Source organism: Haladaptatus pallidirubidus (assembly GCF_020700235.1).
Lineage (GTDB): Archaea > Halobacteriota > Halobacteria > Halobacteriales > Haladaptataceae > Haladaptatus > Haladaptatus pallidirubidus.
On the sequence record NZ_CP085304.1, the window covers coordinates 237,222 to 260,863 of the forward strand.

Here is a 23,642-nt window from a genome sequence, read left to right on the forward strand (position 1 = left end):
CTAATAACGAGATATTGATCCGGATTGGAATGCCCTAAACAGTTGTCAGCGTATAATTGCGCATGAGTTACGTGTGTCTGGAGGGGGCGTATACAAGAGAGTTATCGCCAACCGAACTTATGGTTTATTTTTGACCTTATTGTTTGATTGTCGGATCTAACTCTCAAGGCATTGTGCAGCAAAATAGTACCTACCTGTTACTCATCCCACTGATGGTGTTAAATGTACTTCTCAAGAAGATATCTGTGAATTGAATAGGTCACTAATTTTATCCACATGTTGTTGCTGCAGTTTGGTTATCTTCGAAAATTGCGGTTTGCATGTGACACCGATAGGTGATACCGTTTCCACTAGGTACACGAATTGGTGTGCCAATTCCAAGCGGATCAAGAACAAGCTGCAGATGCACCGCAATTGTAGACCGTTCTCCGTTTTGAGCGTGTGATCGAAACCACTCGTCGACCTTGTCATTGTCCATTGTAACTGGGATGATGACCTCACGGGTTTCTCCTGGCAAAAGCAGTGTTTGTTTAGTATTGTTTGCAGAAATTACGCCACGTCCTGAATGAAACATTCTGACACCATTGACATCAGCACGCATCCTGAGCCCAGTTGGCTCAACAATAATGGGTATTGTTTTACTCGGATTGTGGATTCGGAATCGAAGTAACAAAGTCGTTTGATTCTGATTTACGCGCCCCCACCTCGCTTGTGCATCCTGCACCTCTGCTCCGACAGTTACATTTCGACGAATGGGGCCAATGTTGAGACGCTGGGTGCGTACGTATTTTCCTTCAGTTCGCTGGGCGGCTTGTGAGAAGGAATCAAGAATTGGCGTCTGATTTTCAAACTGCGTATGGGTGGTAGACGTTTGGTACGTCCAGGTTTTGACCGGTGTAATAATGCGAGCGCGACCGTTGGCAGTCGCATGAACTGTTTCATTTGCTCTCAAGAAATTCACCCACCACTCTTTCAGTCGGCTATTCTGAAGATATGTGGATTGAGTCTGCGTCGTATTCCCACGTGGGAGGTCAACTCTGTCTCGAGTACCTTCGGCAATAGTGACTCCGTTGAGAGAAAGTGAATAGCGTAGGTGAAGGATTTTCCCAGTCGTGAGATCGATTGGATAGGGATTATTTGTCCAGAACGTCGTGATGATCTCTGTGTGTTGGTCGGTGACAGTACCCCAATCACCGAAATCCTGAATGCCAGCGGAGGGTTTAGGAATTTGCCCACTATTGATCGCGAGAAAACCACTTCCAGCAAGGACAAGTACCACCACAATACAACTAACAATGAGAGTTTTACTTCGCTTCATGTACAATCTATATTTTTTGAATTACATTAGCAGAGACGATTATCTGCTAATAGAGGGACGATGAAATTCGGAGAATATGATTCCACTGGCCATTTTCAAGATTATTTTGTATATATAATTTTAACCGAATAAAATATTATATAATACCTGTTATGACACACTTTACTGTTATTCAATAATTGGCTCGCTAGTTTTTGCATCTTGTCGTTGCCCACACTTCGAGATCTGTCCGTCAACCGATTCAGTTTACAAGTCCGAGAAGTGCAATGTGATGATATCTAGCTCGTTGTGCTTGATCAAGTGGGGTCGTCGGTGTTTTAAGGGTATCGTCGGTCGCAGCATCTGCGCTTTCCGTCAACGTTCGCTTGAACCAGCCGCGCACTCGGTCAGCGGTCGCTGGGCGGCCCCATCGGCCAGCGTTGGTTGGCGTGGCATGGGGTAAAAAAGTCGAAAGCGAATTAGGTTGGCTCTGCGGTGCGCCCCGTTTGTCCGCATGGTTAGTGTGGGGTGCGTCCGAAAATGTCACCGTGGTACTCTGTGAGCGATTTATTGCATTCTGAATTTGGCGGACTGTTTTGCGCGGGAGGTTTCGATTGATCAGACAGTATTGACTTGACAACACCAAATATAGCCGGTGTTCTGTTTAAGTACCATACTACAAACTATCCGATCGTATTTTACCATGAGTAATAACACTCCGCTGGATACCGAGAATAGGGAGCAGGTAACCACTACCACCCATTCTCTGGCGTTTGATCCCATCGCAGACAGCGTCAGTGAAGAACTCATCACGGCTGTTGCAACACTCAATGACACAGATCCTGCCGAGTTGGTACTTTTGGCGGATTGTATCGACCCAGACGCTCTTGATGCACTGTTCAAGCCACGAATGGATGGTACGCCACGTGAAACCAACGGCCAGGTTGAGTTCACCTATGACTCGTATCACGTCACGGTCGACAGCGGTGGGACGATTACTCTTGAGTACGCCGAATCAACAACGGACAGTTAAATACATTTGTGATAATCATAATACAAAAGAGTAAAAGGCCCACTCTTCGGTTGCTCCCCCTGTAGACACCATAGTGTTCGCTGATTGGTGAGTTTCAGTAGCGGGTATCCACGGTATTCAACTAGAGATCGAGGTTAATCCGGCAGTTCCTTTCCCATTTGCATGTACTCCCAGCACGGGAAGTCATTCAACCCGTCACAATTGCACTCTATTGGTTTCGCATCGTCGTTTGTCTCGTGTCTCCTCCAGGATGATCGTCAGCCTGGTTAGAAGTGAATACACTATGGCTAGTATACAATACTAACCCTCATGAGTACCTGTCCTAGCTAAAAGGGGAGTTAAAGCAGACTCATTCACAGATACCACTGAACTGTGTCAGCACTGCCTGCAAGAGACATCTCACTCGGTCAAAATTGAAATTCGAACCGAAAATGAAGGAAGTGAAAACGCTGCGTTGTCGCGGGAACCGTATCACATCACAGAATGCCAACAGTGTGGAGCAACAACAAACCAACGAATGAACAGCGCATGATCATTGCTCAGCACTACCCACTTCTGCTTGTGATTTTGTGCAGAAGTGTAAAAGAGATATTTCACTGTACACGAAGCTTATTGTCTAATAGAGACAGTTCTGTTCATGAAACGCCGAACCACACTCCTTAGCTTCCTATCACTCTTCTCAGTCTCTACTGGCTGCCTTGGGAGCACATCATCAGGTAACTTACCATTCCGAAAGCGAGTTTCCGTACAACAGACCGACGCGATTCCAGAACACTACCCTGTTGACTTAACTATCGAAGCCGTTCAGGCGGAAATCACCAAAACACAAACTGCTCATCTGAAAGCGACAGCGAAGAATACAGGCGAAGCAACAAGAGAATTCGAGCCAGCCTACTACAAAGGTGCAAGCTCACGGGCGAGTGATTCAGGCATCCTCCTGTATTCTCTCCGCGCCCCTGATAGTCCGCCAGCCGATTCCGCGCCTGACTGCATCGGGTCAGACGGCAAATCACAGAAAAATCTACGTTGGTCAAATGAGTACTCCGGGACAGAAACCCTCGAACCAGACGAATCATCAAACGAGGAACTGATTGTTGTTGACGATCCCACTGTTGGCGGGTGTATTCCGACCGGGGAGTACATATTTGAGGACCAGTACAACATCAGCGACGAAAACGGGTATGATGAGACGTTCACGTGGGGATTCACGCTCCGAGTCGATGACGTAAGTACCGAGAAAACTCAATGATATGAGTAAGAAAGAGGTAGTGATGGCGGGTTACTCGACGATCAACATCCCCTCCATTCCAGCACTCTTGTGCGGTTGGCAATAATATTCGTATGTTCCGGGGGTATACAGTCGACCTTGCGACCGTGGTTGCCTTCACATTCGATGCTGGTGGTGGTGCGTTCCTTCTCGTCCTTATTATGACCGGTCTTGTTCTTTTTCTCCCATTCTGGAAATTATATAAGAAAACATTGACGGAATTGGTAGACGAATAGATGAGATTCTCCCGAGCTGATCACACTCTTTTGAACTGCTTCTGCATGCAGTACTCCCGGAGCGATGCAAGTTGAATAATGGGATCTATTCCCTGTTTTCTGGAGGTCTGGGGGGCGGGGGGATAATTCCCGATGAAAGAGACAGGTAGAAGAAATAGGGTTCTATTCTCACGTCGAGCAAATTGAGGAAGTACCTAACGACTTCAGATAGTCGCCACTGAGTTCGGCGATGGGAAGCATTTGTGCATAGATTCGTAGTCGACTACACACCCCACCATTGCCACTTAGAAGATTATCGAGATTTGGCGATGAGATAGGATCTAGTATTCCAGCAGTTTACTCACTCTACACGACGAACTGACTAGCTGTACGTGACTGGGGAACAATATGGAGCGTTTATTGAAGCTACAGTTTAATAGTGGTGGCCCGTATTTTACTCATGACTGAAGACCACCACTCACTCTACTTCGGTGCCATCATCACTTTACTAGGAATTTTGGTCATACAGAACATTAATTGGAGAAATATGGCAAGTTTCGGCGAGTATATCTGGTCATACCCATTCACAGCTCTTGGCCGGACAGTTTCACACCCCGAGTGGCTGGTTCCCTGCGTGTTTGCAATAGTCGGTGTGAGTGCCATTCTCTTTGGTCTGTACACAGTCACCACTACAGTATACCATGCATCTCGAATTCACGAGAAGCACCGAGCAGAGAGGAGATAAGGATCGACAATTCGCCACTGACTAGTCACGAATCGATTTGGGGTTACGGGTCATTTTACTACCGCTTATGAGGTTAGAGAGCGGAAAGTCGGCTCATCACGTTTAGGGAAGTGACGCGGATGCTCTATCAAGCGGAAGGGACGCCAGTCAAAATTTTCTCAGTGCCGGATCACCTTACTCGGATAGGGTTGTACGCAGTTGATCCTATCCCACAGATACCCTTTGGGATCAACCAGGCACGGGCCCTCGAGATGACCAATGTTACCGAGCATAACCAGGTCGATGCGTTCGGAATAGATGAGTCAGATTTACTCTCCCTCTCGGCGTACCTAAAAAAGGAAACAGGTCGCTGGAATCAGACATCTACATAGTCACGGCGAAGTGCTGTCAACACCTATGTTCGTTGGTTCACTTGCTCGATGCGTCTGCTTTTCACGAGTACTTAAAACAGGTGTTAAAGAGGTTCTCAGCGAATGCACTAAGAGCTGCCGGAGAATAATCTATCGGACATAATTAATATATAATTATTATTTAAATAAATAATTTTAATTTATATATAATAAATAGAAAATTATATTTATATTAGGGTAGAACTAAATATATGAAAGAACGACACAGAAGAGAACATGATCCTAACTTTTTTGAATTTCGAATCAAAGATTTCAAACCAGATATTCGGCCATATCTAAACCAATTGCAGCATAAAGGAAGGAGGTGCAGCCATATCATTTATATGCCGTCTTGGCTTACTGAGGGCAAACTATTTCTAATTACAGAATAGAGGGATGGGAAGGTATGTCAAAACATCCCAAAACCCGTCGAGACTGGTTACGGATTTTAGGTGCAACTGGTGTCATAGGGCTCGCTGGTTGTACAGGTGGTAACGGGAACAATGAACAGTCACAGCAATCAAACTCTAACGATGGTTCTTCGGGTCAAGGAAGCCACAAAGGCTCAACGACGGTTGCACTCGCGACTGATCCGACTGACGGAACGTGGAAAGTCTACGGCGGAGTGACGCCGTACTATACCAATATTCTAGAGCCGCTGATTTGGGTGACGGACGACATGAAACTCAAGCCATGGCTCGCCACGGAATGGGAAGCGACCGGCGAGAAAACGTGGGAATTCACGCTCCGCGACGATGTGACGTTCCACAACGGTGAACTACTCACGGCAGAGGCTGTCAAGTTCTCGTTCGAGGCCATCCTCAACGAGTGGTCGTGGGCGCCAGGATGGGTTCACCTTGAACCGAAAAATAGTGTAAAGGTTCTTGATGAACACACGGTCGAGTTTACTACAACAGATCCATTCCCCTCGTTCCCGGGGACAATCGCACATAACATGATCGCGATTCAGCATCCAAGTCGTGATCGGAAAAAGAATGAGGTCATCGGAACTGGTCCATTCCAAGTGACCAATAGGAAGAACAAGCAGTTCGTTGAGACGAAAGCATTCGATGACTACTGGAACGGTGATGTGGGCCTTTCATCGCTTACATTCCAAGTGATTTCAGATCCGAACACACGCGCACTAGCCTTAAAAGACCACGAGGTGGACATTGCGTACGAACCGCCAAAAAGCCAGCTTAAAAACCTGAAGAATTCGGAGAAAACAAACGCGATCACGCAACTCTCACCAGGTGCTGGCGCTGCCCGACTCAATATGTATAAATCACCAACCGATGACGTGAAACTCCGGAAGGCGCTCAATTACGCTGTTCCACAGAAGCTCATCGTTGATGAGGTTCTCAACGGTGTTGGAGTTCCAGCAAAGGGACCGATTGCAAAGAGTATCTATTGGTCAGCACATGATAAACTCCCGAATTATGGCCCTAATATGGACAAAGCCAAGAGCTTGGTCAAGGAGTCAAAGTACAGCGGCCAGAAGCTGAAGATGTTGGTGGGCAAGGACATGGTCGACGGGAATTTGATCGCCCAAGTCCTTCAACAACAGTTCGATCAGATCGGTGTCTCCATCGAGATCCAAATTATGGAAGAATCGGCATTTGACGATGCCGTCCGGAACGGCAAGGCTCACATTGAACTTAACGAATCCGGTACAAACAGCGGCGCTGCAGACTACCTCATCTACGAATCGTTCCATTCAGAGGGCGATATGAACGAGCGTCTCAAGGAAAAAGAGGGTACTGGGCTTTACAACCCCGGAAAGAAGGTTGACAACCTTATCGAGAAAGGGTTCCAGACTGCCAACAAGCAGAAGAAAGGACGACACTATGAGGAAGCTCTGCAGATCGTAATGAGTCAAGCGGCAGTCATCCCACTGTACTATGGAGAGTATATCGTTGGGACGTACAACGACGTTGAAAGTCTTGATTTACGGCCCATCCCAGAGATGGTTCAGTGGTCTGGACTTAAACACGGAAACTAATCACCTCTAATATTCCAATGCTCAATTTCCTCATTCGACGATCCGCGACCGTCCTCCTCGTACTTGTAGGCGTGTCCATACTGACGTATGGACTCATGTTTTTCACTCCGGGCGATCCAGCACGAACAATCCTTCGACAGCAGGCTGGTGGCCGGCCACCGTCCGATGCGGCGGTAATGGATTTTCGCGAGGAACATGGGCTCAATGATCCGATCCCAATTCAGTACGCAAATTGGATGTGGGACGTCCTTCACGGCGACCTTCGTGAATCATACTACGAGGAGACCTCAGTAACATCACTCATTGCTGATCGACTCCCAGCAACATTCGAACTCGCAGTAGCTGGGCTCCTCGTAGCGTTAGTCATCTCACTACCTGCGGGGGTCATCAGTGCAGTTCATAAAGGTCAGTTCCCAGACTATGTGAGTCAGTTGACTGCACTTCTCGGGGTCTCAATGCCAAATTTCTGGCTTGGCTATCTCCTCATCATCGTTTTTGCATTGAACCTTGATCTACTCCCCACATACGGCGTTGGTGGCATCAAACACCTCGTCCTGCCGGCAGTGACCCTTGGGACAGGGATGGCAGCCATTATTACACGCCTCGTTCGCTCATCGATGTTGGAGGTACTCGATGAGGACTACGTCCGGACAGCACGCTCGAAAGGACTGCGTGAACGGATTGTCGTCTACAAACATGCGTTGCGGAACGCACTCATTCCCGTCGTAACCATCATTGGATTACAGTTTGGATATCTTCTTAACGGCGCCGTAATCGTTGAGATTGTCTTCCAGCGACCAGGATTAGGTGACCTCCTAATCAACGCGATTTTTGCCCGCAACTATCCAGTCGTCCAGGGATTGGTATTGCTCATCGCAGTTATCTTTGTCTTGACGAATTTCTTCGTCGATATTACCTACCGATACATTGACCCCCGGATTTCGTTCGAAGGAGGTGATGCATGAGATGAGTTTAGAATCCGATCTTAAAGAACCGACGCCCTTCGAACGAGCACATTCACAGTATCAGGCAATCGTTCAGTCTCGGAAACTTCGCCAGTTCAAATCGAATCGACTCAATCTAATCGGATTAGCACTCGTACTGCTCGTTGTCTCATCAGCACTGTTAGCTCCATGGATTGCTCCCTACGAGCCGAACGAACAAGACCTCCTAAACCGGCTTGATTCGCCGTCGTCAGAGCACATAATGGGAACTGATCAACTCGGTCGAGATATGTTCTCCCGTCTACTCTACGGTGCCCAGATCTCATTGCGGGTGGCGCTTGTTGTTGTGGCAATTACGCTCATGATTGGAACGTTTGTAGGGGTTGTTGCAGGGTATGCCGGTGGATGGGTTGATGAAGCATTAATGCGATTTGTAGATATCCTTCTTGCTTTTCCTGGAATCTTACTTGCACTCGTCATCGCCGGGATTCTTGGTCCGAGTCTCACCAACATTATGATCGCTCTTGCCGTCGTTGGATGGACTCAGTATGCACGCATCATCCGTGGGAGCGTCCTCTCGATCAAAGAAAAGGAGTTCATCAAGGCTGCCCGTTTGATGGACGTCTCAAAACCACGGATTATCTGGCGTCACGTTCTTCCGAACGTCATTACACCAGTCGTTGTTCTCGCAACGATGGACATGGCCTACGTCATCCTTGGAACCGCTGGTCTCTCATTCCTCGGGCTTGGCGCACAACCGCCGACACCCGAGTGGGGCGCGATGCTCTCACAGGGTCGGAACCATATTCAAACCGCTTGGTGGGTCGTGAACTTTCCCGGACTCGTTATCATGATAACGGTCTTGGGATTCAACTTGCTGGGTGATGGCCTTCGTGACGTGCTTGATCCCCGCGACCTCGGTGACGTGGAGGGGAAGAGCCTATGAGCAGTGATAAGCCACTCCTCGAAGTTGAGAACCTGAATACGCGATTCAATACGATCGAAGGGTCGGTTCACGCAGTCAATGGTATGTCATTCACGGTCAATGATGGCGAAATCGTTGGTATTGTCGGTGAGAGCGGAAGCGGAAAATCGGTGACTGCACTCTCGCTTGTTCGACTAGAAGATCCGGGGGAGATCACTAGTGGATCGATTCGCTTCCGCGACACAGAGATGACAACCGCCAACGATCGGACGATCAGGCAAGTGAGAGGTGATGGAATGGCAATGGTATTCCAGGACCCAATGACAACGCTCAACCCCGTTTACAAGGTGAGTGAACAAATAGTTGAATCGATGAAGGTTCACCAATCGTCTGATAACCAGCGGTTGCTCGACTACCTAAAAATACCAATATTCAGCAGTCGAAAGGGATGGAAGTCGATGGAAGAGCGAGCTGTCGACCTAATGGCACAGGTCGGCATCCCTCACCCAGAACAGCGACTCGACGCGTACCCCCACGAGTTCTCGGGTGGTATGCGCCAGCGCGCGATGCTGGCAATCGCTCTTGCTCGCGAACCGGATCTATTGATCGCGGACGAGCCGACGACAGCACTCGACGTGACGATCCAAGCGCAAATACTCGATCGCATTCGCACCCTAAACGAGGAACTCGGAATGGCCGTCCTGATGATTACACACGACCTTGGCGTCGTCGCGGAGCTCTGTGACCGTGTCATCGTCATGTACGGCGGTGAGGTAATGGAGACAGGTCACACAGAACAAGTGCTCACTAATCCATCTCACCCGTATACCCGGTCACTGCTCGAATGTATGCCCCAAAATACCTCTCGTAAGGAACCGCTGAACGTCATAGAGGGGCAGGTTCCGGATATGATTGGTGACGTTGGGGGCTGTCCGTTCGCCTCTCGCTGCTCGTACGCAAGCGAGGAGTGTCGTAATGGTCAGATTCCATCCATTGATGTCGAGGAAGATCACGATGCGACATGCTGCCATCTCCACAAAGTTCCAGATTCGAACCCGGAAACGGTGGGAGACCGTCAATGAGTAATATAAACCAAAGTGAGACACGTACTTCATCGAGTGAGCGGGCCGTCATCGAAGTACGAAACCTAGTGAAACACTTTTCGCTCAACGACTCGTTTCTAGACAATTTCCTGGGCAACGATGAATACGTTGAGGCAGTCTCCGATGTTTCATTCAGCATTGCCGAGGGCGAAACCCTGGCATTAGTTGGCGAGAGCGGAAGCGGGAAATCGACGGTCGCGAACCTCGTCACCGGTTTGTACGCGCCGACGAGCGGGCAGGTTCTGTTCGAAGACAAACCCATCGAGAGCGTCAAAGCTCGACCAGCAGATATCCTCTCGGAGATCGGAATGGTCTTCCAGGATCCGAAGGCAAGCCTCGACCCCCGCCTAACGATCAGACGTTCGATCGCTGAACCGCTACACTCGCAGGAGTGGAACAAGCAACGCCGAGAGGAAAGGGTCGACGAACTGCTCGACCTCGTGAACCTCTCGGACACGCACGCTGACAGGTACCCACACGAACTCTCGGGCGGGCAGGCTCAACGTGTCGCCATCGCTCGCGCGGTCGCCCTGGATCCACGCGTGCTCGTTCTCGACGAACCCGTCTCGGCACTCGACGCATCCGTCCAGGCGAAGATTCTCAACCTACTGATGAAATTACAGGAGGAGATGGGACTAACGTATCTGTTTATCGCCCACGACCTCAACGTCATCGAACACATCGCTGACCGAGTCGCAGTGATGTATCTAGGAAATCTAATGGAGATTGCCCCCGCTGAACAGCTATTCGAACAGCCCACACACCCATACACGTACACGCTTCTCTCGGCAATCCCGAGCCTCGAAACAGGAACAACTGATGGTCGGATCATCCTCGAAGGAGACGTTCCGAGCCCTGTCCACCCACCGAGCGGATGCGTGTTCCATACACGGTGCCCCGTCGCCGAGGACGAATGCGGTACGACGGTACCTAACTTCGAGCAGGTCGATAATGCACAGTCGAAATGCCTATTCGCACAAAAGTTCGCCGAGGAGTATAGTGACCGATGAGTAACGAAGATGCTGACGAAGTGGTGTCGGAAGACCTCGAGATCGACGAAGAGGACGACCACGTCCTCCCGTCGGAAGATCTTCTGTATCCCGAGTTCACGTTCGAAGAGGGCGATGTCGGGGATCGAGGGGAGTTCGACCTCAGTCGATCAATCTCACGTGAGGAAATGATTCAGTGGCTGGACGACATCAGCGGCGGACTAACTAGCCATGACATCGCCGTCGAGTCCCCTGGTGGTCACGTTCGATTCGGTGTCTCCCCGAAGGATGTGGAGATGCAGTTTAGTCCCGACGATGACTTTCGAGGAGATCTCGAGATCACATTTCGACTCAACGCCAAAGCAATGTTTGTGGCCGACGATCCCACAAAGCAAAAGGTGGGTGCGCGAGGCCGACGAGGATTCATTCCGATCCAAATGCTCACCTCCGAGAAGGAGATATTCCGGTGTTACAATTGGATCGACGATCCAAGCGATCCATAAACGGTAGATTTCACGACGTTCAATTTTTGACGATACAGTCGGCCTCATCCCCATCTTTCACCGGATCCATTCTAGTGGACGTGGATTCTTGAAGAAATCCATAGCCCATGATCTGAATCGGGTCAACCAAACTGTAGTTCGAACCTGTACAAAGTGCAATGATCACAAACTTTTCTTCGTATGTGAATCCGAGCATGAACACAACTTCGACGATTCCGAGAAGCCCTCGGTCGGATGCCTCCTCCATCGAGCCATGATTGTGTGAATGAGGGTTATCACAGACGAACGGAGTATCAAGTAAACGGGGAATATTCGAATTCGTAAGGCCACTCCCCAACGTGTTTAATACCCTCGGCCCGACCCTCCTGCTCGAACGAGGCCGCGACCTCTTCGGGAGTCCGGTGTTCAATGTCCACGTCGCTTCGGGCGAGATCGACAGCGAGTTCCGTGAGCAGGATCGCCTGCTCACGGAGGTTCCGACTCTCGAGCTTATCAAGGGTATCTGCGTAAGTGTGACCCCATCCCCGTCCTTCGGTGTCACGGTAACCCGATACGAAGTAGCCCGGGACGCCCCAGCGAACAAGAGGCCACTGGTCGCCACGCCAGCCTTCTCCGTGAATGATCCTGACGGGGTGATCGAACCGACCAGCGACGCGCTCCACCGCGGATTCGAGTTCATCGAAGGTATGCGTGAAAAACTGGAGCGTCCGCCCGCCGACCACCCCATCACAATTGACGATCACCTTGATATCCTCCGTATCGGTCACGCTATCGTGATATTCGGATCCGCAGAGTCCACCTTCCTCGGCACCAAACGCGATGAACTCCACACGCGTCTCTAAGTCGCTTTCTCGCTCTGCCAAGGCATTCGCGATCTCGACAAGCATCGCGGTTCCCGCACCATTGTCCGCGGCTCCCTCGGAGATATCGTGTGCATCAACGTGACTCGTAATGAGCACGGCCATATCAGTTTCTGGGCCGATCTCAGCATGGACGTTCTGGCTCGTCCCATCGTAGATCTCGGCATTGACTAATAGTTCGATGTCTTCGCCTTGTGCAACTCGTGCCAACTGCGTCCCGACTTCCTTACTGACACCGAGTGCGGGAATGTCTCCAATTGGTGTACTTGGCCGACCGACACTTCCCGTCGGAGGAAGACAGCCCTCAACATGATTTTGGAAGATGAATCCGACGGCACCGTTCTCGACCGCATGGTAGTATTTCTCCGTCCGATGTGGAAATCGGTCGTAGTAGGGCGGTGCATTCGATGCGACCATAACGACCTTCCCCTTAATATTGGCGTCCGCAAAGTCCTCTTCAACCCCGTAGCCCAGGTCAACGAACTCCGCGATTACTGCTTCACTTGGGCTCCGGGGAAGGGTAATACAGTCGAACGATTCACCTGAGCCCTGATGGATAAGCGAACTCGTGCCACGAAGCCACCCTTGTAGGTCGAACGCCTCCAGATGGGCGTTTCGTGCACCGACTTCGGCGAGGTTCTCGCAAGTGCGTTCCGCACCCTCGCGTTCGCCGTCGCTGCCGGCCATTCGGTTCTCGATATCGACAAGTGTTTCGAGGTGATTCCAGCCAGTATCACTCCGAAATGTTTTTCTAATCCAGTCTGCCATATCAGACCATACCAACCACTTGGCTTTGTTCTTGTTATTACGTAACCTCTGGTTCGGTATTAATAATCTGTATGTCCTGTTTGACAAATCATATCAGTGATCATCATATGGACGAATTTATGCCGCTTCCGGATTACGAGACCTTGGCCGATGGCGTCGATATCGTTGAGAATGTCAGCGGTGGATACGCTCAAGGGACAGGTCGGCTTACTCCTTCAAGGCGAGGACATGTAGAGCCACTTCATCGAGATTCCAGCGGGCCTCTACACGGACGAACACACACGAGACGGAGTCAATCATCATGATCCTGCGCGGCGAATGGGTGCTCTGTGATCGTGGTGAGCGCAGGCACATGACCGCCAGTGACATGTTCTGGTTCAACCCTGGCGTCCCAACCGGGACGAGGTACCGTTCGAAGGCGGCGCGTTCACCTTCATCTCAAGGGCCAGCGAACAGATCAGTCGCCGAACGATTTCTGAATCGCTGTAGCAACATGAGTTTCACTCGGCCAACCGCGTCGAAATCACGTATCTGATAGACGAGTTGGCGGATGCGCGCAGCTTCACCGGTACAGAACACCGTTTCGAGACACCACTCGCCTTGATGGACATGGGACGTCGTATTGATCACGTCCTGGTAGGCGTGTTGGATCGTGTGGAGTTCTTCGATGACGTCGTGATGTTCATAGTCGAAAATGACGGCGGCGACGATATCGCCTTGTGCTTCTTCGAGGCAAGCGTGCCCTTCGATATACTCTTGCATAGCCTCTCGAACCGCACGGGATCGTGAGCCAGCCCTTCGGCTTGCCATGTTTCGTCGAACTCATCAAGAACGTCGTCAGGTATGCTGAGACTCGTTCGCATTGTATAGAGGTTACGGGGTTTTGGTCATAAATCCGGCTTCCGGTTGTTGAGTATTGTCAGTCGAAGTGGGTGTATTGGTAACGTCACCGATTCCATCCGAACAGTTGATAGTCGTGATCCGGAACATACTGCCGGAAGAGTAGGCTGTTCGTGAGAACGGAGACACTGGAGATCGCCATCGCACCGGCCGCTAGCATCGGCTGGAGTAATCCAAGTGATGCTAGAGGAATCATTGCGGTATTGTAGCCGAGCGCCCACACGAGATTCTGTTTGATCTTCGAGATCGTCGCATCGGAAATACGGATGGCTTTCACGACATCTACAGGATCGTCGCGCATCAGAGTCACATCGGCGGCCTCGATAGCAACATCTGTGCCCGATCCAATGGCGGTACCAACGTACGCCGCAGCGAGTGCAGGTGCGTCGTTGACCCCATCACCGACCATCATCGCGTGCCGTCCATCTGACTGGATTGCATCGACTGCATTAGACTTGTCCTCCGGGAGAACCTCTGCACGAACGTTCTCTCGACTGATGCCGACCTCGTTGGCGACCGCATGCGCGGTTCGCTCGTTGTCACCCGTGATCATCATAACCTCAACGCCCCGATCTTGAAGCGCGGATACCGCTTTCTTAGCACTATTTTTGATCGTGTCCGCGTTCGCGATAACACCGATCAGTCGGCCATTGAGTGCGACGAGCATCGCCGTCTTTCCTTCTTCTTCGAGGCGCTCCATCGTCCCTTCGGCCGGTTCGGGATCGATATCTGAATCACGCATGAGCTTTCGATTTCCAATCAAGACCTCTCCCTCATCGAGGGTCGCCCGGATTCCGTGACCCGGAACATTCTCGAACGACACGGGCGAGTCGACATTGATATCCCGTTCCTTGGCGGCTTCGACGATCGCTTTGGCAAGTGGGTGTTCACTTCCGCTCTCGGCACTGGCAGCGATCCGAAGGACGAAGGCGTCGTCTCGATCGGGAGATGCGTCCAACTCTTGCTGTGTGAACGTCCCACCATCAGTAACCGTCGACTCATCAAGCACGACGACATCTGTGAGGCGCATTTCCCCTTTCGTAAGCGTACCAGTCTTGTCGAAAACGACGCTGTCTGTGTCCTTGACGCGCTCAAGGATGTCGCCACCCTTGAACAGGACGCCATTCTGTGCACCAATAGCCGTACCCACCATCGTCGCGGCGGGAGTAGCGAGGCCAAGGGCGCAAGGGCAGGCAATGAGCACTGCGCTGGCGAAGACAATGACTCCAAATTCGAACGTCGAGACAGTGCCGCCGGCGACTTGTGGTCCCCCCGCCACGGGATCCCAGAGGGGAAGACCGTTCACGAACCCGGCGAGTGTCTCCGGAAAGAGATACCAGACAGTGCCCCAGAACAACGCGTTGATGATAACGGCGGGAACGAAGTATGCACTAATACGGTCGGCAACGTTTTGGATTTCAGGTTGACGACTCTGTGCCTCCTTGACCGTCTGGACGATCTGTTGGAGAGCGGTTTCGTCGCCGACCTTTGTAGCTTCGATGATGAGCACACCATTCTCGTTGATCGTCGAGCCCACCACCTCGTCACCTTCGATCTTCTCGACGGGCACTGATTCACCTGTAACCATCGACTCGTCAACCGCGCTCTCACCGTCCACGACAATACCGTCAGTTGGGATTTTCTCTCCTGGTCGCACCTTGAATCGATCCCCGACCGTGACTTCGTCGAGAGACACTTCCCGTTCTTCGTTGTCTTCAACAACCATCGCGGTGTCGGCTTCCATCTCGAGGAGCGCCTGGAGTGCCTCACTCGCACGGCCTTTCGATCGGGCCTCGAGGTAGTTGCCCAACGTGATGAACACGAGGATGAGCGCTGCCGTGTCGAAGTAGAGGCTTCCGCTGATTAGCCCAAGAAGGACAGCGACGCTGTAGAGATAGGCGGTAGACGATCCGAGTGCGATAAGGACGTCCATGTTTGCGGTTCGATTCTTGACGATGGCTTTGTACGCGTTCCGGTAGAAAACCCAGCCGAGAACCGCCTGAACGGGGGTGGTAAGGAGGAACTCAACCCATCCAAACTCAACACCGAAAACGGACTCCGGAAGGAGGTCGGGGGAGACAAGGAGGCGGATTGCCATGAATCCAAGCAGCGGCAACGAGAGCGCCGTACCGAACAGGGTGAGGTGGAGTTGGTGTCGAATCTCGGCTTGGCGTGCTGCATCTCGTCGCTCTCGTTCCGATACACCGTCATCATCGTCTCTGATGGGATTGTATCCGACGTCCTCGATGGTTTCGTACAACTGTGGGGTGCTCGTCTCCACAGGGTTGTATTCGACGGTCGCTTCGTCGGTCGCGAAATTGGCAGTAGCTGAGATTACACCGGGAACCGACCTGAGTGCCTTTTCGATACTCTCTGAACAGTTCGCACAGCTCATTCCAGTCACGCCGATGGAGATTGTCCGGCTGTTCGGGTCATAACCGGCATCTTTGATGGTGGAATAGATCTCTGATGCCGACGTTTGCTTGGGATTGTATTCGACGTGCCCCTCATCGGTAGCGAAGTTAACATTCGCCGTTTTAACACCTTCAATATCGTCGAGAGCCTTCGTCACCGCCTGTGAACAATTGGCGCAACTCATCCCACCGATGTCGAGTTGCATCTGTGTTGTAGAACCCATACTCTAGTCGACCTAAGATATGGTCTCCATATTAATGTGGATTGTCACTGTGAATCAAAGAAATACTATGGATCAGAGTTTCGAATGAAAGGGAGATTTTCACCGGCTTTTACCGTTGTTATGCCGCTTCGTCAAACCGATCATAGCGAGACTCAAAATTCCCCTGACAAGAAGTGCAACAGAAATGGTACACTGATCCATTGAGTTGTGTTGTTACTCCCTCACTTGTAACGTTGTTCCCACATTCGTCACAGTCGAGCGCGAACCGCGTTCCATTCATCTGTGGTGCCCATGTTACTTTAACCAGTAAGTCGACATCAAACTCCTGTATCACTGTTGTATCCACAACGCTTGCTAGAAAACCCCGGATATCTGCGTTTTTGACATGGGCTTGAAACACAACACGTGAGTCTGCTGTCATAAACAGGTGCTCAACGACATCTGTGGCTTCGAGATCGGCAGAAACCGACTCAACTGCAGTGGACTCAATACTGAGATCAACCAACACGGGAATTCCTTCTTCGAGTTTATGTCGATCGACGTCAACAGTGAATTGACGAATGATACCTTCTTCTTCAAGACGGTCAATCCGATCTGAGACGGTTGGTGCGGAAAGATTAACCATCTCCGCGATGCTACTGTACGGACGGCGAGCATCCTCAATTAGCACTCTGAGTATCTCCATATCCACTTCGTCAAGTTTACGCATAGCACAAGCTGGTACATATCCTGAATACAAATACCTAGGTGAGAGTGTGGTTAATATTCTAAATCTACGCGCAGGTTTAGTAGCGATATCGAAAGAGTAATTGGCTAAAGTTAGGCCTGTGTAGTGAGTATTATGGCAACCACCATTACCGTCGAAGGTATGAGTTGTGGCAGCTGTGAACAAACTGTTGAAGATGCACTTCTCAATGTCGAAGGCGTAACTACTGTTAACGTTGATCGATCGACTGAGAGCGCAACAGTCGAAGGAAATACGAACGCAGATTCCTTAGTTACCGTTGTTGAAGATGCAGGTTACTCTGCATCAGCTTAGATTACACTCTGCGTCGCATTGACTGTCATTTATTTCCACCATCTTTAACAGGAGTTCGTTATCATCAGAGATGACTAAGCAAGAGCCTCCGTTTGAATGACTAAGCGGCTAATTTGAGATACGGTTTGATTTCAAAGATGATAGTATCATACCACCTCTAATATGAGATAATGATTCTGAAACGGACACTAATCGGTCAAGTTCAAGGTGTTTTTGAGAACCCGCGATCGGCGATTCCCCAGCAACTACGAGTGTCGACATAAGGATTATTGCTCCGCCGCCGAGAGCCAGAACGAAAATAAGGGTTGTCAAATCCGAAAGAATCCGGCTACCAAGTTGAAACGGAATGATAGCGAGTCTACTCACCATGTCCATTACTCTTAGAACCGTCGCACGGCCAAGTTAGGCAATTCGATCATTGAGGTAATGATTGGTAAATGAGTGAGTCGCATTGGCGATACCGTGCGTAAAAAACAAGGTTAGAAGGGGAATTAAAAGAACAAAGTACATTCCGACGAGCGCGACTTCGACAATAAACGGCACCCCAAAAAACCACTGTTTCAGCCCAATATACTCCTTGGTCGTTCCGGTATAGTAGCTGAGTGTAGCTCCAAGAAAGCGATGGGCATCATAGAACCATCCTACAAGCTCTTCTAAGCGTGCTCACACTTTCGCACCACCAAATTATTACGATATTAGTGAAACGTAATAACGGAATCTAATTATAAGTATCTAATTAATACCTTTCCTATGAGTGTTCTCTCTTGGAGTCGTTCGTGGGATTCGGCGCGAAGAGGCATCCTGAAATACTATCTCTATAAAGCGACTAAAGCAGTCGAATTCTATCGGCCAATCATGTACCTTTTCTTCCTTGCACAAGAGCTCAGCTTCACGCAAATCGCGATTCTGGAGGCGCTTTACAACCTGACAACCCTGTTCGGAGAAATTCCGACTGGGTATATCGGTGACCGCGTCGGGCGTCGGATGAGCCTGCTTATCGGAACCGTCCTGATCTCCGTGACGCTCCTCGGCATCGGTCTCGCCGGGTCGTTTCTCACGTTAGCGGTTCTCTACGTTCTTTGGTCCACGGGATACAATTTCCGGTCGGGGAGTGAAGATGCGTGGCTCTACGATACGCTCACCGACGATCTCTCCGAAAACGAGTTCGCCCACGTTCGCGGACGTGGTGAATCTGCCGCGCTCGCAGTCGGTGCTGGTGCAGCCATCGTTGGGGGCTATCTCGGTAGTATCGACCTCTCGTACCCGTGGTTCGTGGCGGCTGCCGTCACCGGCCTCGGTGCCGTGGTACTCCTTACGATGGATGAGCCAGAGACGTACAAGGAAACCAATACTGACGACTTGAGTATGCGTCGAACTGTTGGAATCGTCAAAGACGCTCTCTCACGGCGGAATCTCCGATCGTTCATCCTCTACTACTACGTCCTGTACGCTGCCGTCACGTACCTCATCTTCGTATTCCTCCAGCCAATCTTCCAGACCATCGTCGTGGATCTCGGTGTGTCGCAGTCACAAGTCGAATCGCTGCTGGGGTGGTTCTACGCCGGGTACAGCCTCTTCGGGGCCATACTTAGCTATTACACCGGTGCAATCAAGGAGCATATCGGTGTTCGAATGTGGTTCCTCGTTCTGCCATTCATCGTGGGAGCGGCGCTGGTCGGGATGTACTTCGTTCCTCTCCTCGCGCTCCCGACGTTCTTGGTTGCCCGAGGCCTGTCCGATGTGACGCGGTCGTTTGCCGGTCAGTACGTCAACGACCAGATTGACACCCTTGGTCGAGCGACCGTGCTAAGTGCGATGGCGATGGTCAGCGGTTTGGCCGTTGTTCCGTTTCAACTCGGGAGTGGCGTTATCTCCGACTCAGTCTCTCCCTTGTTCGCGCTGGCTGTTGCCGGCGTGATCCTCGTTGGTGGGTCGGGAGCAATCCTACTGTGGGAGGTGCCAGTTGCAGAGGGTGTCTCAAGCTCGGCGAGCGAAAGTACGTAGGATCCGTCTTCAGTGAATGAGAATGACTTCCAGCATCGTTGCAAAGCCGATCGACATGTCGTGATATGCTGCATCTCATAGCATGCCAGAAGTGGATAGATTTATCAGTTCACCGTATGAGTGTGTTCGTCATGGCTGCTCTCGTCGCCGATGGATTCCGAGCGGTGGAGCCAGTAGAGGAACAAGAAAAACACGGTTGCCAGCACGTTCAACACCATCTTGTAGTTCATCTCGATTTTCACCTCTGCGATCTGCACGCTCGAGGCGGGGGGGATGCCCCCGACACCGAGGAAAAGGAAGTGGATGACGAATCCCGTAAGGACTGCGGAGACGAAGATCATCCCCGAGAGGATGGCCGCGAATTTCGTCTCGTAGTACTCCCGATAGGCCTCCATGATCGGTGGGACGATGAGGTCGGCGTAAATGTAGCTCAGCACCGACCCGAATGGGAGGCCGTTTGAGAAGAGGACTGCAGCGAATGGGACGTTGCCGACCGAGCAGACGAACGTCGCGACACCGATAACGGCACCGAGGACGGCGGTCCAGAAAACATAGACGGGTAGACCGAACGTCGCGCCCGAGAACACCGATGTCCACACCTGTTCGGGGATGAAGCCAGCGATGAGGCCAGCGAAGATGAATCCGATGGCGATCTCGTCCCAGAGCATGCCCCATTCTTTCCACTGTTTGTCGGCGAGCGCCTTCCAGCCAGAGAGCGACGTCGCTTGTTCTCGGATGGTCGTGTTGGCTTCTTCGGGGTCGAAGCTCTCCTTGCAGGACTGCGAACAGAAGTAGTACGTCTGGCCGTCGTGTTCGGTGGTATAATCAGCTTCATCAGGGTTTACTTCCATCCCACAAACTGGGTCTTGAACAGTTGGAGCACCTTCATCGAGGCGTTCTGACGGGCCTGTTCGACGACTTCGTCGGGGACGACGTAGACGAACCGAGTACCATCAGGCCGATGAGCACGAAGCCGCCGGTGATGTCCGCGAGCAGGAACTGCCAGCCGAGTAGAATCCAGATGACCGCGCCGATTTCGATGACGAGGTTCGTACTCGCAAACATGAACGCACCGATGGTCGCCGCCGCCGACCCTCCCTTCTTGAAGAGGTTCCACATTTCCGCGCAACTCGACAGTCTGGCCGAAGTCATCCACGCCGAATCGCCATCGAACTGAAATTGCGACTCAACGTTCTCGTAGAAACGTTCGTGCAAACAATATGGATGACATGTTATGATTAGACATCCGTATACAATAGTAGTTTGATTTATTGTCACCTCTGATGTAGTCATGAAGGGGGAGTACTATGTTCGAGACACCACGACAAACAAAACAGACAAGTTTCGGCACTCTTGCCGGTGTCCAAACTACCATGTCATTAGATACCATGTAGTACAGTGTTGGGTCTTGCATAAAGGAGATCATTACCCGACAAATGTGGGGTGTTCGTGGCGCCATCCACCGTCCCCCCCCACAATTACTAAGAGAGCAGTGATAACGTTCTACGTCGATCGGCAGGTATCCACGTCGACATTCAATCACCGTTTTCATCACGGGGGTGCCATAAGACGATTCCACGAGAATAGCCAGACTCGTAAACACCCACAAAATAACCGAGTGCTTTCGAATGTCACGGACTGCACACAGATTGATCCGGGGGTTCCGGGGGTTGGTCACTTCCGCTTAGAAAACTATGGAGCAGTACACCACACACCACCGCTTCCCGTGTAATCTGTCGGTGGAAATCCCCTAGCGTCCGATAACAGCCATTCACATATCTATAAACCATATGACGATACATCAAACACACAAACTTTCGAGTCGAGATTATCGACGATCAACGGAGGCTTGCTAGTAGATCATACTAACCTGATCATGTGGTTGTTCGTGACGCTGGAAGATGAGACTACATAGCCAAGAGCAACTCAAATGCACGATTTTGGCTGATTAGCCCGCAGCACCACCCGGTTCACTTTTCGTAAGTGGAAACGTTATCGAAGAGGAGGAATTTCGTACTGATTTCTCATTTGAGGAGTTCGGATCGGTGATCGAACTTGGATCCCTATCTTTCTTCAAGGAGAGAATCCCGCCGTTTACGGCGGGAGTGAATCCGGCAATCCCTCCACAGTCCACCGTCGATGGCAAGGCTGGATATTCAACGCTGTCGCAATCCCCACCATTAAGTAACTACTCTGAAATAGGCTATGTATGGCGATTGAGGTCACGCGCACCTACGTTGGCTCCATCCAGAACCACCAACAGGTCTGCGACGGCCTCGACTCGCTCGGAGACTCTGCCTCGAAAATCTGGAACGTCGCACGCTGGACAGCCGACCGTGTATGGGATGAAATTGGTAAAATCCCAGACGAAGGCCCGCTTAAATCGTACATGAAGAACCAGTCGTGCTGGAAAGACTTGAACGCACAATCCAGTCAGAAAGTCATCGAAGAACTTTCCGACGCTTTCCAGTCATGGTTCGACCTGCGACACAAAGACGACAAGGCAAATCCGCCCGGCTACCGCAAACACGGCGACACCCGACCACGAAGCACGGTCACGTTCAAAGCAGACGGGTTCAAGCACGATCCCGAGAACAACCGCGTCCGGCTCTCGAAAGGCTCGAACCTCAAGGAGTCTTGGTCGGACTTCATCCTCTGTGAGTACCAGAGCCGCCCAGACGTCGACCTCACCGAGGTCAACAAGGTGCAGAACGTTCGCGTCGTCTGGAACGGCGACGAGTGGAAACTGCACTTCGTCTGCAAAGTCAGCCTCGAAACCAACGACTCAGCAGGTGACGAAGTTGCGGGAATCGACTTTGGAATCAAGAACATCGCCACGGTCGCCTTCCCCAACGAATACGTTCTGTACCCCGGCAACTCACTCAAGCAAGACAAGCACTACTTCACGCGAGCAGAGTACGATACCGAGGGTGAGAACGGCCCATCGGAGAAGGCGAAGTGGGCACGTCGAAAACTCGTTAACCGCGAGACGCACTTCTACCATACTCTTGCAGACGCCATCATCACTGAGTGTGTCGAACGCGATGTTGGCACGCTCGCGGTGAGTTGGCCCGAGGACGTTCGAGAGTCAGACTGGGGCAAGACCGGCAACAAGAAGTTGCATACGTGGGCGTTCGACCGCATCTACCAGTACCTCGCATACAAAGGCGAGATACGTGGCGTTGAGGTACTGAAAGAAAACGAGTGGGACACATCGAAGACATGTTCGACGTGTGGTGACGGCACGAAGTCGAACCGGGTCGAACGTGGCTTGTACGTCTGCTCGTCGTGTGGGTTAGTCGGGAACGCGGATTGCAACGGAGCGGAGAATATGCGGCAGAAGATAACTCCGAGTCCTCACGGAGAGGATAGGAGTAACGGCTGTGTGGCACAGCCATCGGTACACCTGTTCGACCGCGAGAGCGGGACGTTTCGGACGAGAGAGCAGGTCGTGTCGTAGACCGGCAAATATCCCAACTGCAGGACGGGAAGCCCCGGCGTTTACGACGGGGAGGATGTCACTGAGAAACGCCAACTCCCACACAGCACGCTCTTCTCGGTTGATCGGTTGTTTGCTGGTCTTACTGATAGACAGCTCGCCGCTCTCCGACTGGCTTTGGACAACAGCTACTACACTCAACCGCGAGGCGCATCGACAAAGGAGCTGGCCGAACAGACAAACATCGCTCGGGCAACATTCGAGGAACACCTCCGAAAAGCCGAAAACAAACTCCTCACGAATGTTGAACCGTTCATTCGGCTTCTCACCGAGTCACAAGCATCCAATGTGCTGGGGACCCGTCAACCATCAGTATCGTCGGAGACCGTAGAAATAGACTGACTCAATCACTAATCCAGTAGCATCATTCCATAGGAAAAGTGTCTGTCCTGCCACCCGGAACGGTGACAATCGGGATTGGGGGCTCGACGATCCAGATGGGAGATCGACCGAAGAGGTGCGTGAAATCCGGGATGAGTTCTGTATATAGAGGGAGAAGCGGAACTACGAATGGATATGCCC

The 23,642-nt window shown here is 51.3% G+C and carries 19 protein-coding genes and 5 pseudogenes; 16 read left to right on the forward strand and 8 right to left on the reverse strand.

All coding sequences use genetic code 11. The annotated features are described in order from the left end of the window. Positions 1–268 precede the first annotated feature (268 nt). On the reverse strand, positions 269–1,318 hold the full coding sequence (locus LIX15_RS26655; RefSeq protein WP_227777909.1) for an LEA/WHy family protein: 1,050 nt from the start codon (positions 1,316–1,318) through the stop codon (positions 269–271). A 682-nt stretch (positions 1,319–2,000) separates the two neighbouring features. Between LIX15_RS26655 and ddfA the strand changes: the two genes are divergently transcribed. From ddfA to LIX15_RS26665, 3 genes and pseudogenes are all read left to right on the forward strand, one after another. Beyond that, positions 2,001–2,330, forward strand: coding sequence for a DdfA family disk-determining factor (gene ddfA, locus LIX15_RS26660; RefSeq protein WP_227777910.1), 330 nt, complete (start codon positions 2,001–2,003; stop codon positions 2,328–2,330). Positions 2,331–2,685: 355 nt separating this feature from the next. Continuing rightward, positions 2,686–2,862: pseudogene (locus tag LIX15_RS33850) on the forward strand (DUF7835 family putative zinc beta-ribbon protein); the annotation flags it as partial. Positions 2,863–2,967: 105 nt separating this feature from the next. Beyond that, the gene (locus tag LIX15_RS26665; protein WP_227777911.1) at positions 2,968–3,579 is read left to right on the forward strand and encodes a hypothetical protein; all 612 of its coding nucleotides are present in this window, start codon (positions 2,968–2,970) and stop codon (positions 3,577–3,579) included. 30 nt (positions 3,580–3,609) lie between these two features. Here the strand turns inward: LIX15_RS26665 and LIX15_RS33470 are convergent, their stop codons facing one another. Then, positions 3,610–3,690, reverse strand: a complete 81-nt coding sequence (locus LIX15_RS33470) for a plastocyanin/azurin family copper-binding protein (protein WP_227778101.1) — start codon at positions 3,688–3,690, stop codon at positions 3,610–3,612. A gap of 582 nt (positions 3,691–4,272) precedes the next feature. On the opposite strand from LIX15_RS33470, the gene LIX15_RS26675 reads away from it, so the two are divergent. The 7 genes from LIX15_RS26675 (at position 4,273) to LIX15_RS26705 (ending at position 11,412) form a co-directional block, all read left to right on the forward strand. Further along, positions 4,273–4,557 carry a hypothetical protein gene (locus LIX15_RS26675; protein WP_227777912.1) on the forward strand — a complete coding sequence of 95 codons (285 nt, stop codon included), beginning with the start codon at positions 4,273–4,275 and terminating at the stop codon, positions 4,555–4,557. 795 nt (positions 4,558–5,352) lie between these two features. Continuing rightward, positions 5,353–6,948: an ABC transporter substrate-binding protein gene (locus tag LIX15_RS26680; protein ID WP_227777913.1), complete on the forward strand. Its 1,596-nt coding sequence runs from the start codon at positions 5,353–5,355 to the stop codon at positions 6,946–6,948. 17 nt (positions 6,949–6,965) lie between these two features. Next, complete coding sequence (gene nikB / locus LIX15_RS26685; protein ID WP_227777914.1) at positions 6,966–7,913, forward strand: nickel ABC transporter permease; 948 nt, start codon at positions 6,966–6,968, stop codon at positions 7,911–7,913. A 1-nt stretch (position 7,914) separates the two neighbouring features. Next, a complete protein-coding gene (nikC, locus tag LIX15_RS26690) occupies positions 7,915–8,838 on the forward strand; it encodes a nickel transporter permease (RefSeq protein ID WP_227777915.1) in 924 nt (307 codons plus the stop codon). Beyond that, positions 8,835–9,899, forward strand: coding sequence for an ABC transporter ATP-binding protein (locus LIX15_RS26695; RefSeq protein WP_227777916.1), 1,065 nt, complete (start codon positions 8,835–8,837; stop codon positions 9,897–9,899). Before nikC ends, LIX15_RS26695 begins: the two co-directional genes overlap by 4 nt. Then, positions 9,896–10,930 carry an ABC transporter ATP-binding protein gene (locus LIX15_RS26700; RefSeq protein ID WP_227777917.1) on the forward strand — a complete coding sequence of 345 codons (1,035 nt, stop codon included), beginning with the start codon at positions 9,896–9,898 and terminating at the stop codon, positions 10,928–10,930. Before LIX15_RS26695 ends, LIX15_RS26700 begins: the two co-directional genes overlap by 4 nt. Then, complete coding sequence (locus LIX15_RS26705) at positions 10,927–11,412, forward strand: hypothetical protein (RefSeq protein WP_227777918.1); 486 nt, start codon at positions 10,927–10,929, stop codon at positions 11,410–11,412. The genes LIX15_RS26700 and LIX15_RS26705 overlap by 4 nt, the downstream gene beginning before the upstream one ends. A 19-nt stretch (positions 11,413–11,431) precedes the next feature. Here LIX15_RS26705 and LIX15_RS26710 read toward each other — a convergent pair whose 3' ends face one another. Both LIX15_RS26710 and LIX15_RS26715 read right to left on the reverse strand, forming a co-directional pair. Then, a complete protein-coding gene (locus LIX15_RS26710; protein ID WP_227778104.1) occupies positions 11,432–11,659 on the reverse strand; it encodes a hypothetical protein in 228 nt (75 codons plus the stop codon). A 46-nt stretch (positions 11,660–11,705) separates the two neighbouring features. Beyond that, positions 11,706–13,040, reverse strand: coding sequence for a M28 family peptidase (locus LIX15_RS26715; RefSeq protein WP_227777919.1), 1,335 nt, complete (start codon positions 13,038–13,040; stop codon positions 11,706–11,708). A gap of 184 nt (positions 13,041–13,224) precedes the next feature. Between LIX15_RS26715 and LIX15_RS33475 the strand changes: the two genes are divergently transcribed. Continuing rightward, positions 13,225–13,575: an AraC family ligand binding domain-containing protein gene (locus LIX15_RS33475; protein WP_227778102.1), complete on the forward strand. Its 351-nt coding sequence runs from the start codon at positions 13,225–13,227 to the stop codon at positions 13,573–13,575. Here LIX15_RS33475 and LIX15_RS26725 read toward each other — a convergent pair. The 3 genes and pseudogenes from LIX15_RS26725 to LIX15_RS26735 all read right to left on the reverse strand — a co-directional run bounded on the left by LIX15_RS26725 (position 13,479) and on the right by LIX15_RS26735 (position 17,287). Next, a pseudogene (locus tag LIX15_RS26725) lies at positions 13,479–13,903 on the reverse strand (CopG family ribbon-helix-helix protein). The gene LIX15_RS33475 and the pseudogene LIX15_RS26725 sit on opposite strands and share 97 nt — an antisense overlap. 83 nt (positions 13,904–13,986) lie before the next feature. Then, complete coding sequence (locus LIX15_RS26730) at positions 13,987–16,578, reverse strand: heavy metal translocating P-type ATPase (protein WP_227777920.1); 2,592 nt, start codon at positions 16,576–16,578, stop codon at positions 13,987–13,989. 118 nt (positions 16,579–16,696) lie between these two features. Then, positions 16,697–17,287 carry an AsnC family transcriptional regulator gene (locus LIX15_RS26735; protein WP_227777921.1) on the reverse strand — a complete coding sequence of 197 codons (591 nt, stop codon included), beginning with the start codon at positions 17,285–17,287 and terminating at the stop codon, positions 16,697–16,699. A gap of 132 nt (positions 17,288–17,419) precedes the next feature. Between LIX15_RS26735 and LIX15_RS26740 the strand changes: the two genes are divergently transcribed. Both LIX15_RS26740 and LIX15_RS26745 read left to right on the forward strand, forming a co-directional pair. After that, complete coding sequence (locus LIX15_RS26740) at positions 17,420–17,617, forward strand: heavy-metal-associated domain-containing protein (protein WP_227777922.1); 198 nt, start codon at positions 17,420–17,422, stop codon at positions 17,615–17,617. An 855-nt stretch (positions 17,618–18,472) separates the two neighbouring features. Further along, positions 18,473–19,621 (forward strand): MFS transporter, encoded by a 1,149-nt coding sequence (locus tag LIX15_RS26745; protein ID WP_227777923.1) that lies wholly within the window; start codon positions 18,473–18,475, stop codon positions 19,619–19,621. 104 nt (positions 19,622–19,725) lie between these two features. On the opposite strand, the pseudogene LIX15_RS26750 reads toward LIX15_RS26745, so the two are convergent. After that, a pseudogene (locus tag LIX15_RS26750) lies at positions 19,726–20,740 on the reverse strand (permease); the annotation flags it as partial. Positions 20,741–21,830: 1,090 nt separating this feature from the next. Here LIX15_RS26750 and LIX15_RS26755 point away from each other — a divergent pair. The 3 genes and pseudogenes from LIX15_RS26755 to LIX15_RS26765 all read left to right on the forward strand — a co-directional run. Further along, positions 21,831–23,081 carry an RNA-guided endonuclease InsQ/TnpB family protein gene (locus tag LIX15_RS26755; RefSeq protein ID WP_227777924.1) on the forward strand — a complete coding sequence of 417 codons (1,251 nt, stop codon included), beginning with the start codon at positions 21,831–21,833 and terminating at the stop codon, positions 23,079–23,081. A gap of 63 nt (positions 23,082–23,144) precedes the next feature. Further along, a pseudogene (locus LIX15_RS26760) lies at positions 23,145–23,462 on the forward strand (helix-turn-helix domain-containing protein); the annotation flags it as partial. A gap of 40 nt (positions 23,463–23,502) precedes the next feature. Further along, positions 23,503–23,610 (forward strand): annotated as a pseudogene (locus tag LIX15_RS26765) (low molecular weight phosphatase family protein); the annotation flags it as partial. Positions 23,611–23,642 lie beyond the last annotated feature (32 nt).

Excerpts from the sequence above, each read along its gene's own strand:
- LIX15_RS26710 (WP_227778104.1), bottom strand. The coding sequence starts at position 11,659 with ATGGAGGAGGCATCCGACCGAGGGCTTCTCGGAATCGTCGAAGTTGTG.
- LIX15_RS26705 (WP_227777918.1), top strand. The coding sequence starts at position 10,927 with ATGAGTAACGAAGATGCTGACGAAGTGGTGTCGGAAGACCTCGAGATC.
- LIX15_RS26715 (WP_227777919.1), bottom strand. The coding sequence starts at position 13,040 with ATGGCAGACTGGATTAGAAAAACATTTCGGAGTGATACTGGCTGGAAT.
- LIX15_RS26695 (WP_227777916.1), top strand. The coding sequence starts at position 8,835 with ATGAGCAGTGATAAGCCACTCCTCGAAGTTGAGAACCTGAATACGCGA.
- LIX15_RS26700 (WP_227777917.1), top strand. The coding sequence starts at position 9,896 with ATGAGTAATATAAACCAAAGTGAGACACGTACTTCATCGAGTGAGCGG.
- nikB (WP_227777914.1), top strand. The coding sequence starts at position 6,966 with ATGCTCAATTTCCTCATTCGACGATCCGCGACCGTCCTCCTCGTACTT.
- LIX15_RS26745 (WP_227777923.1), top strand. The coding sequence starts at position 18,473 with ATGTACCTTTTCTTCCTTGCACAAGAGCTCAGCTTCACGCAAATCGCG.
- ddfA (WP_227777910.1), top strand. The coding sequence starts at position 2,001 with ATGAGTAATAACACTCCGCTGGATACCGAGAATAGGGAGCAGGTAACC.
- LIX15_RS26730 (WP_227777920.1), bottom strand. The coding sequence starts at position 16,578 with ATGGGTTCTACAACACAGATGCAACTCGACATCGGTGGGATGAGTTGC.
- LIX15_RS26675 (WP_227777912.1), top strand. The coding sequence starts at position 4,273 with ATGACTGAAGACCACCACTCACTCTACTTCGGTGCCATCATCACTTTA.
- LIX15_RS26740 (WP_227777922.1), top strand. The coding sequence starts at position 17,420 with ATGGCAACCACCATTACCGTCGAAGGTATGAGTTGTGGCAGCTGTGAA.
- nikC (WP_227777915.1), top strand. The coding sequence starts at position 7,915 with ATGAGTTTAGAATCCGATCTTAAAGAACCGACGCCCTTCGAACGAGCA.
- LIX15_RS26680 (WP_227777913.1), top strand. The coding sequence starts at position 5,353 with ATGTCAAAACATCCCAAAACCCGTCGAGACTGGTTACGGATTTTAGGT.
- LIX15_RS26755 (WP_227777924.1), top strand. The coding sequence starts at position 21,831 with ATGGCGATTGAGGTCACGCGCACCTACGTTGGCTCCATCCAGAACCAC.
- LIX15_RS26735 (WP_227777921.1), bottom strand. The coding sequence starts at position 17,287 with ATGCGTAAACTTGACGAAGTGGATATGGAGATACTCAGAGTGCTAATT.
- LIX15_RS26655 (WP_227777909.1), bottom strand. The coding sequence starts at position 1,318 with ATGAAGCGAAGTAAAACTCTCATTGTTAGTTGTATTGTGGTGGTACTT.
- LIX15_RS26665 (WP_227777911.1), top strand. The coding sequence starts at position 2,968 with ATGAAACGCCGAACCACACTCCTTAGCTTCCTATCACTCTTCTCAGTC.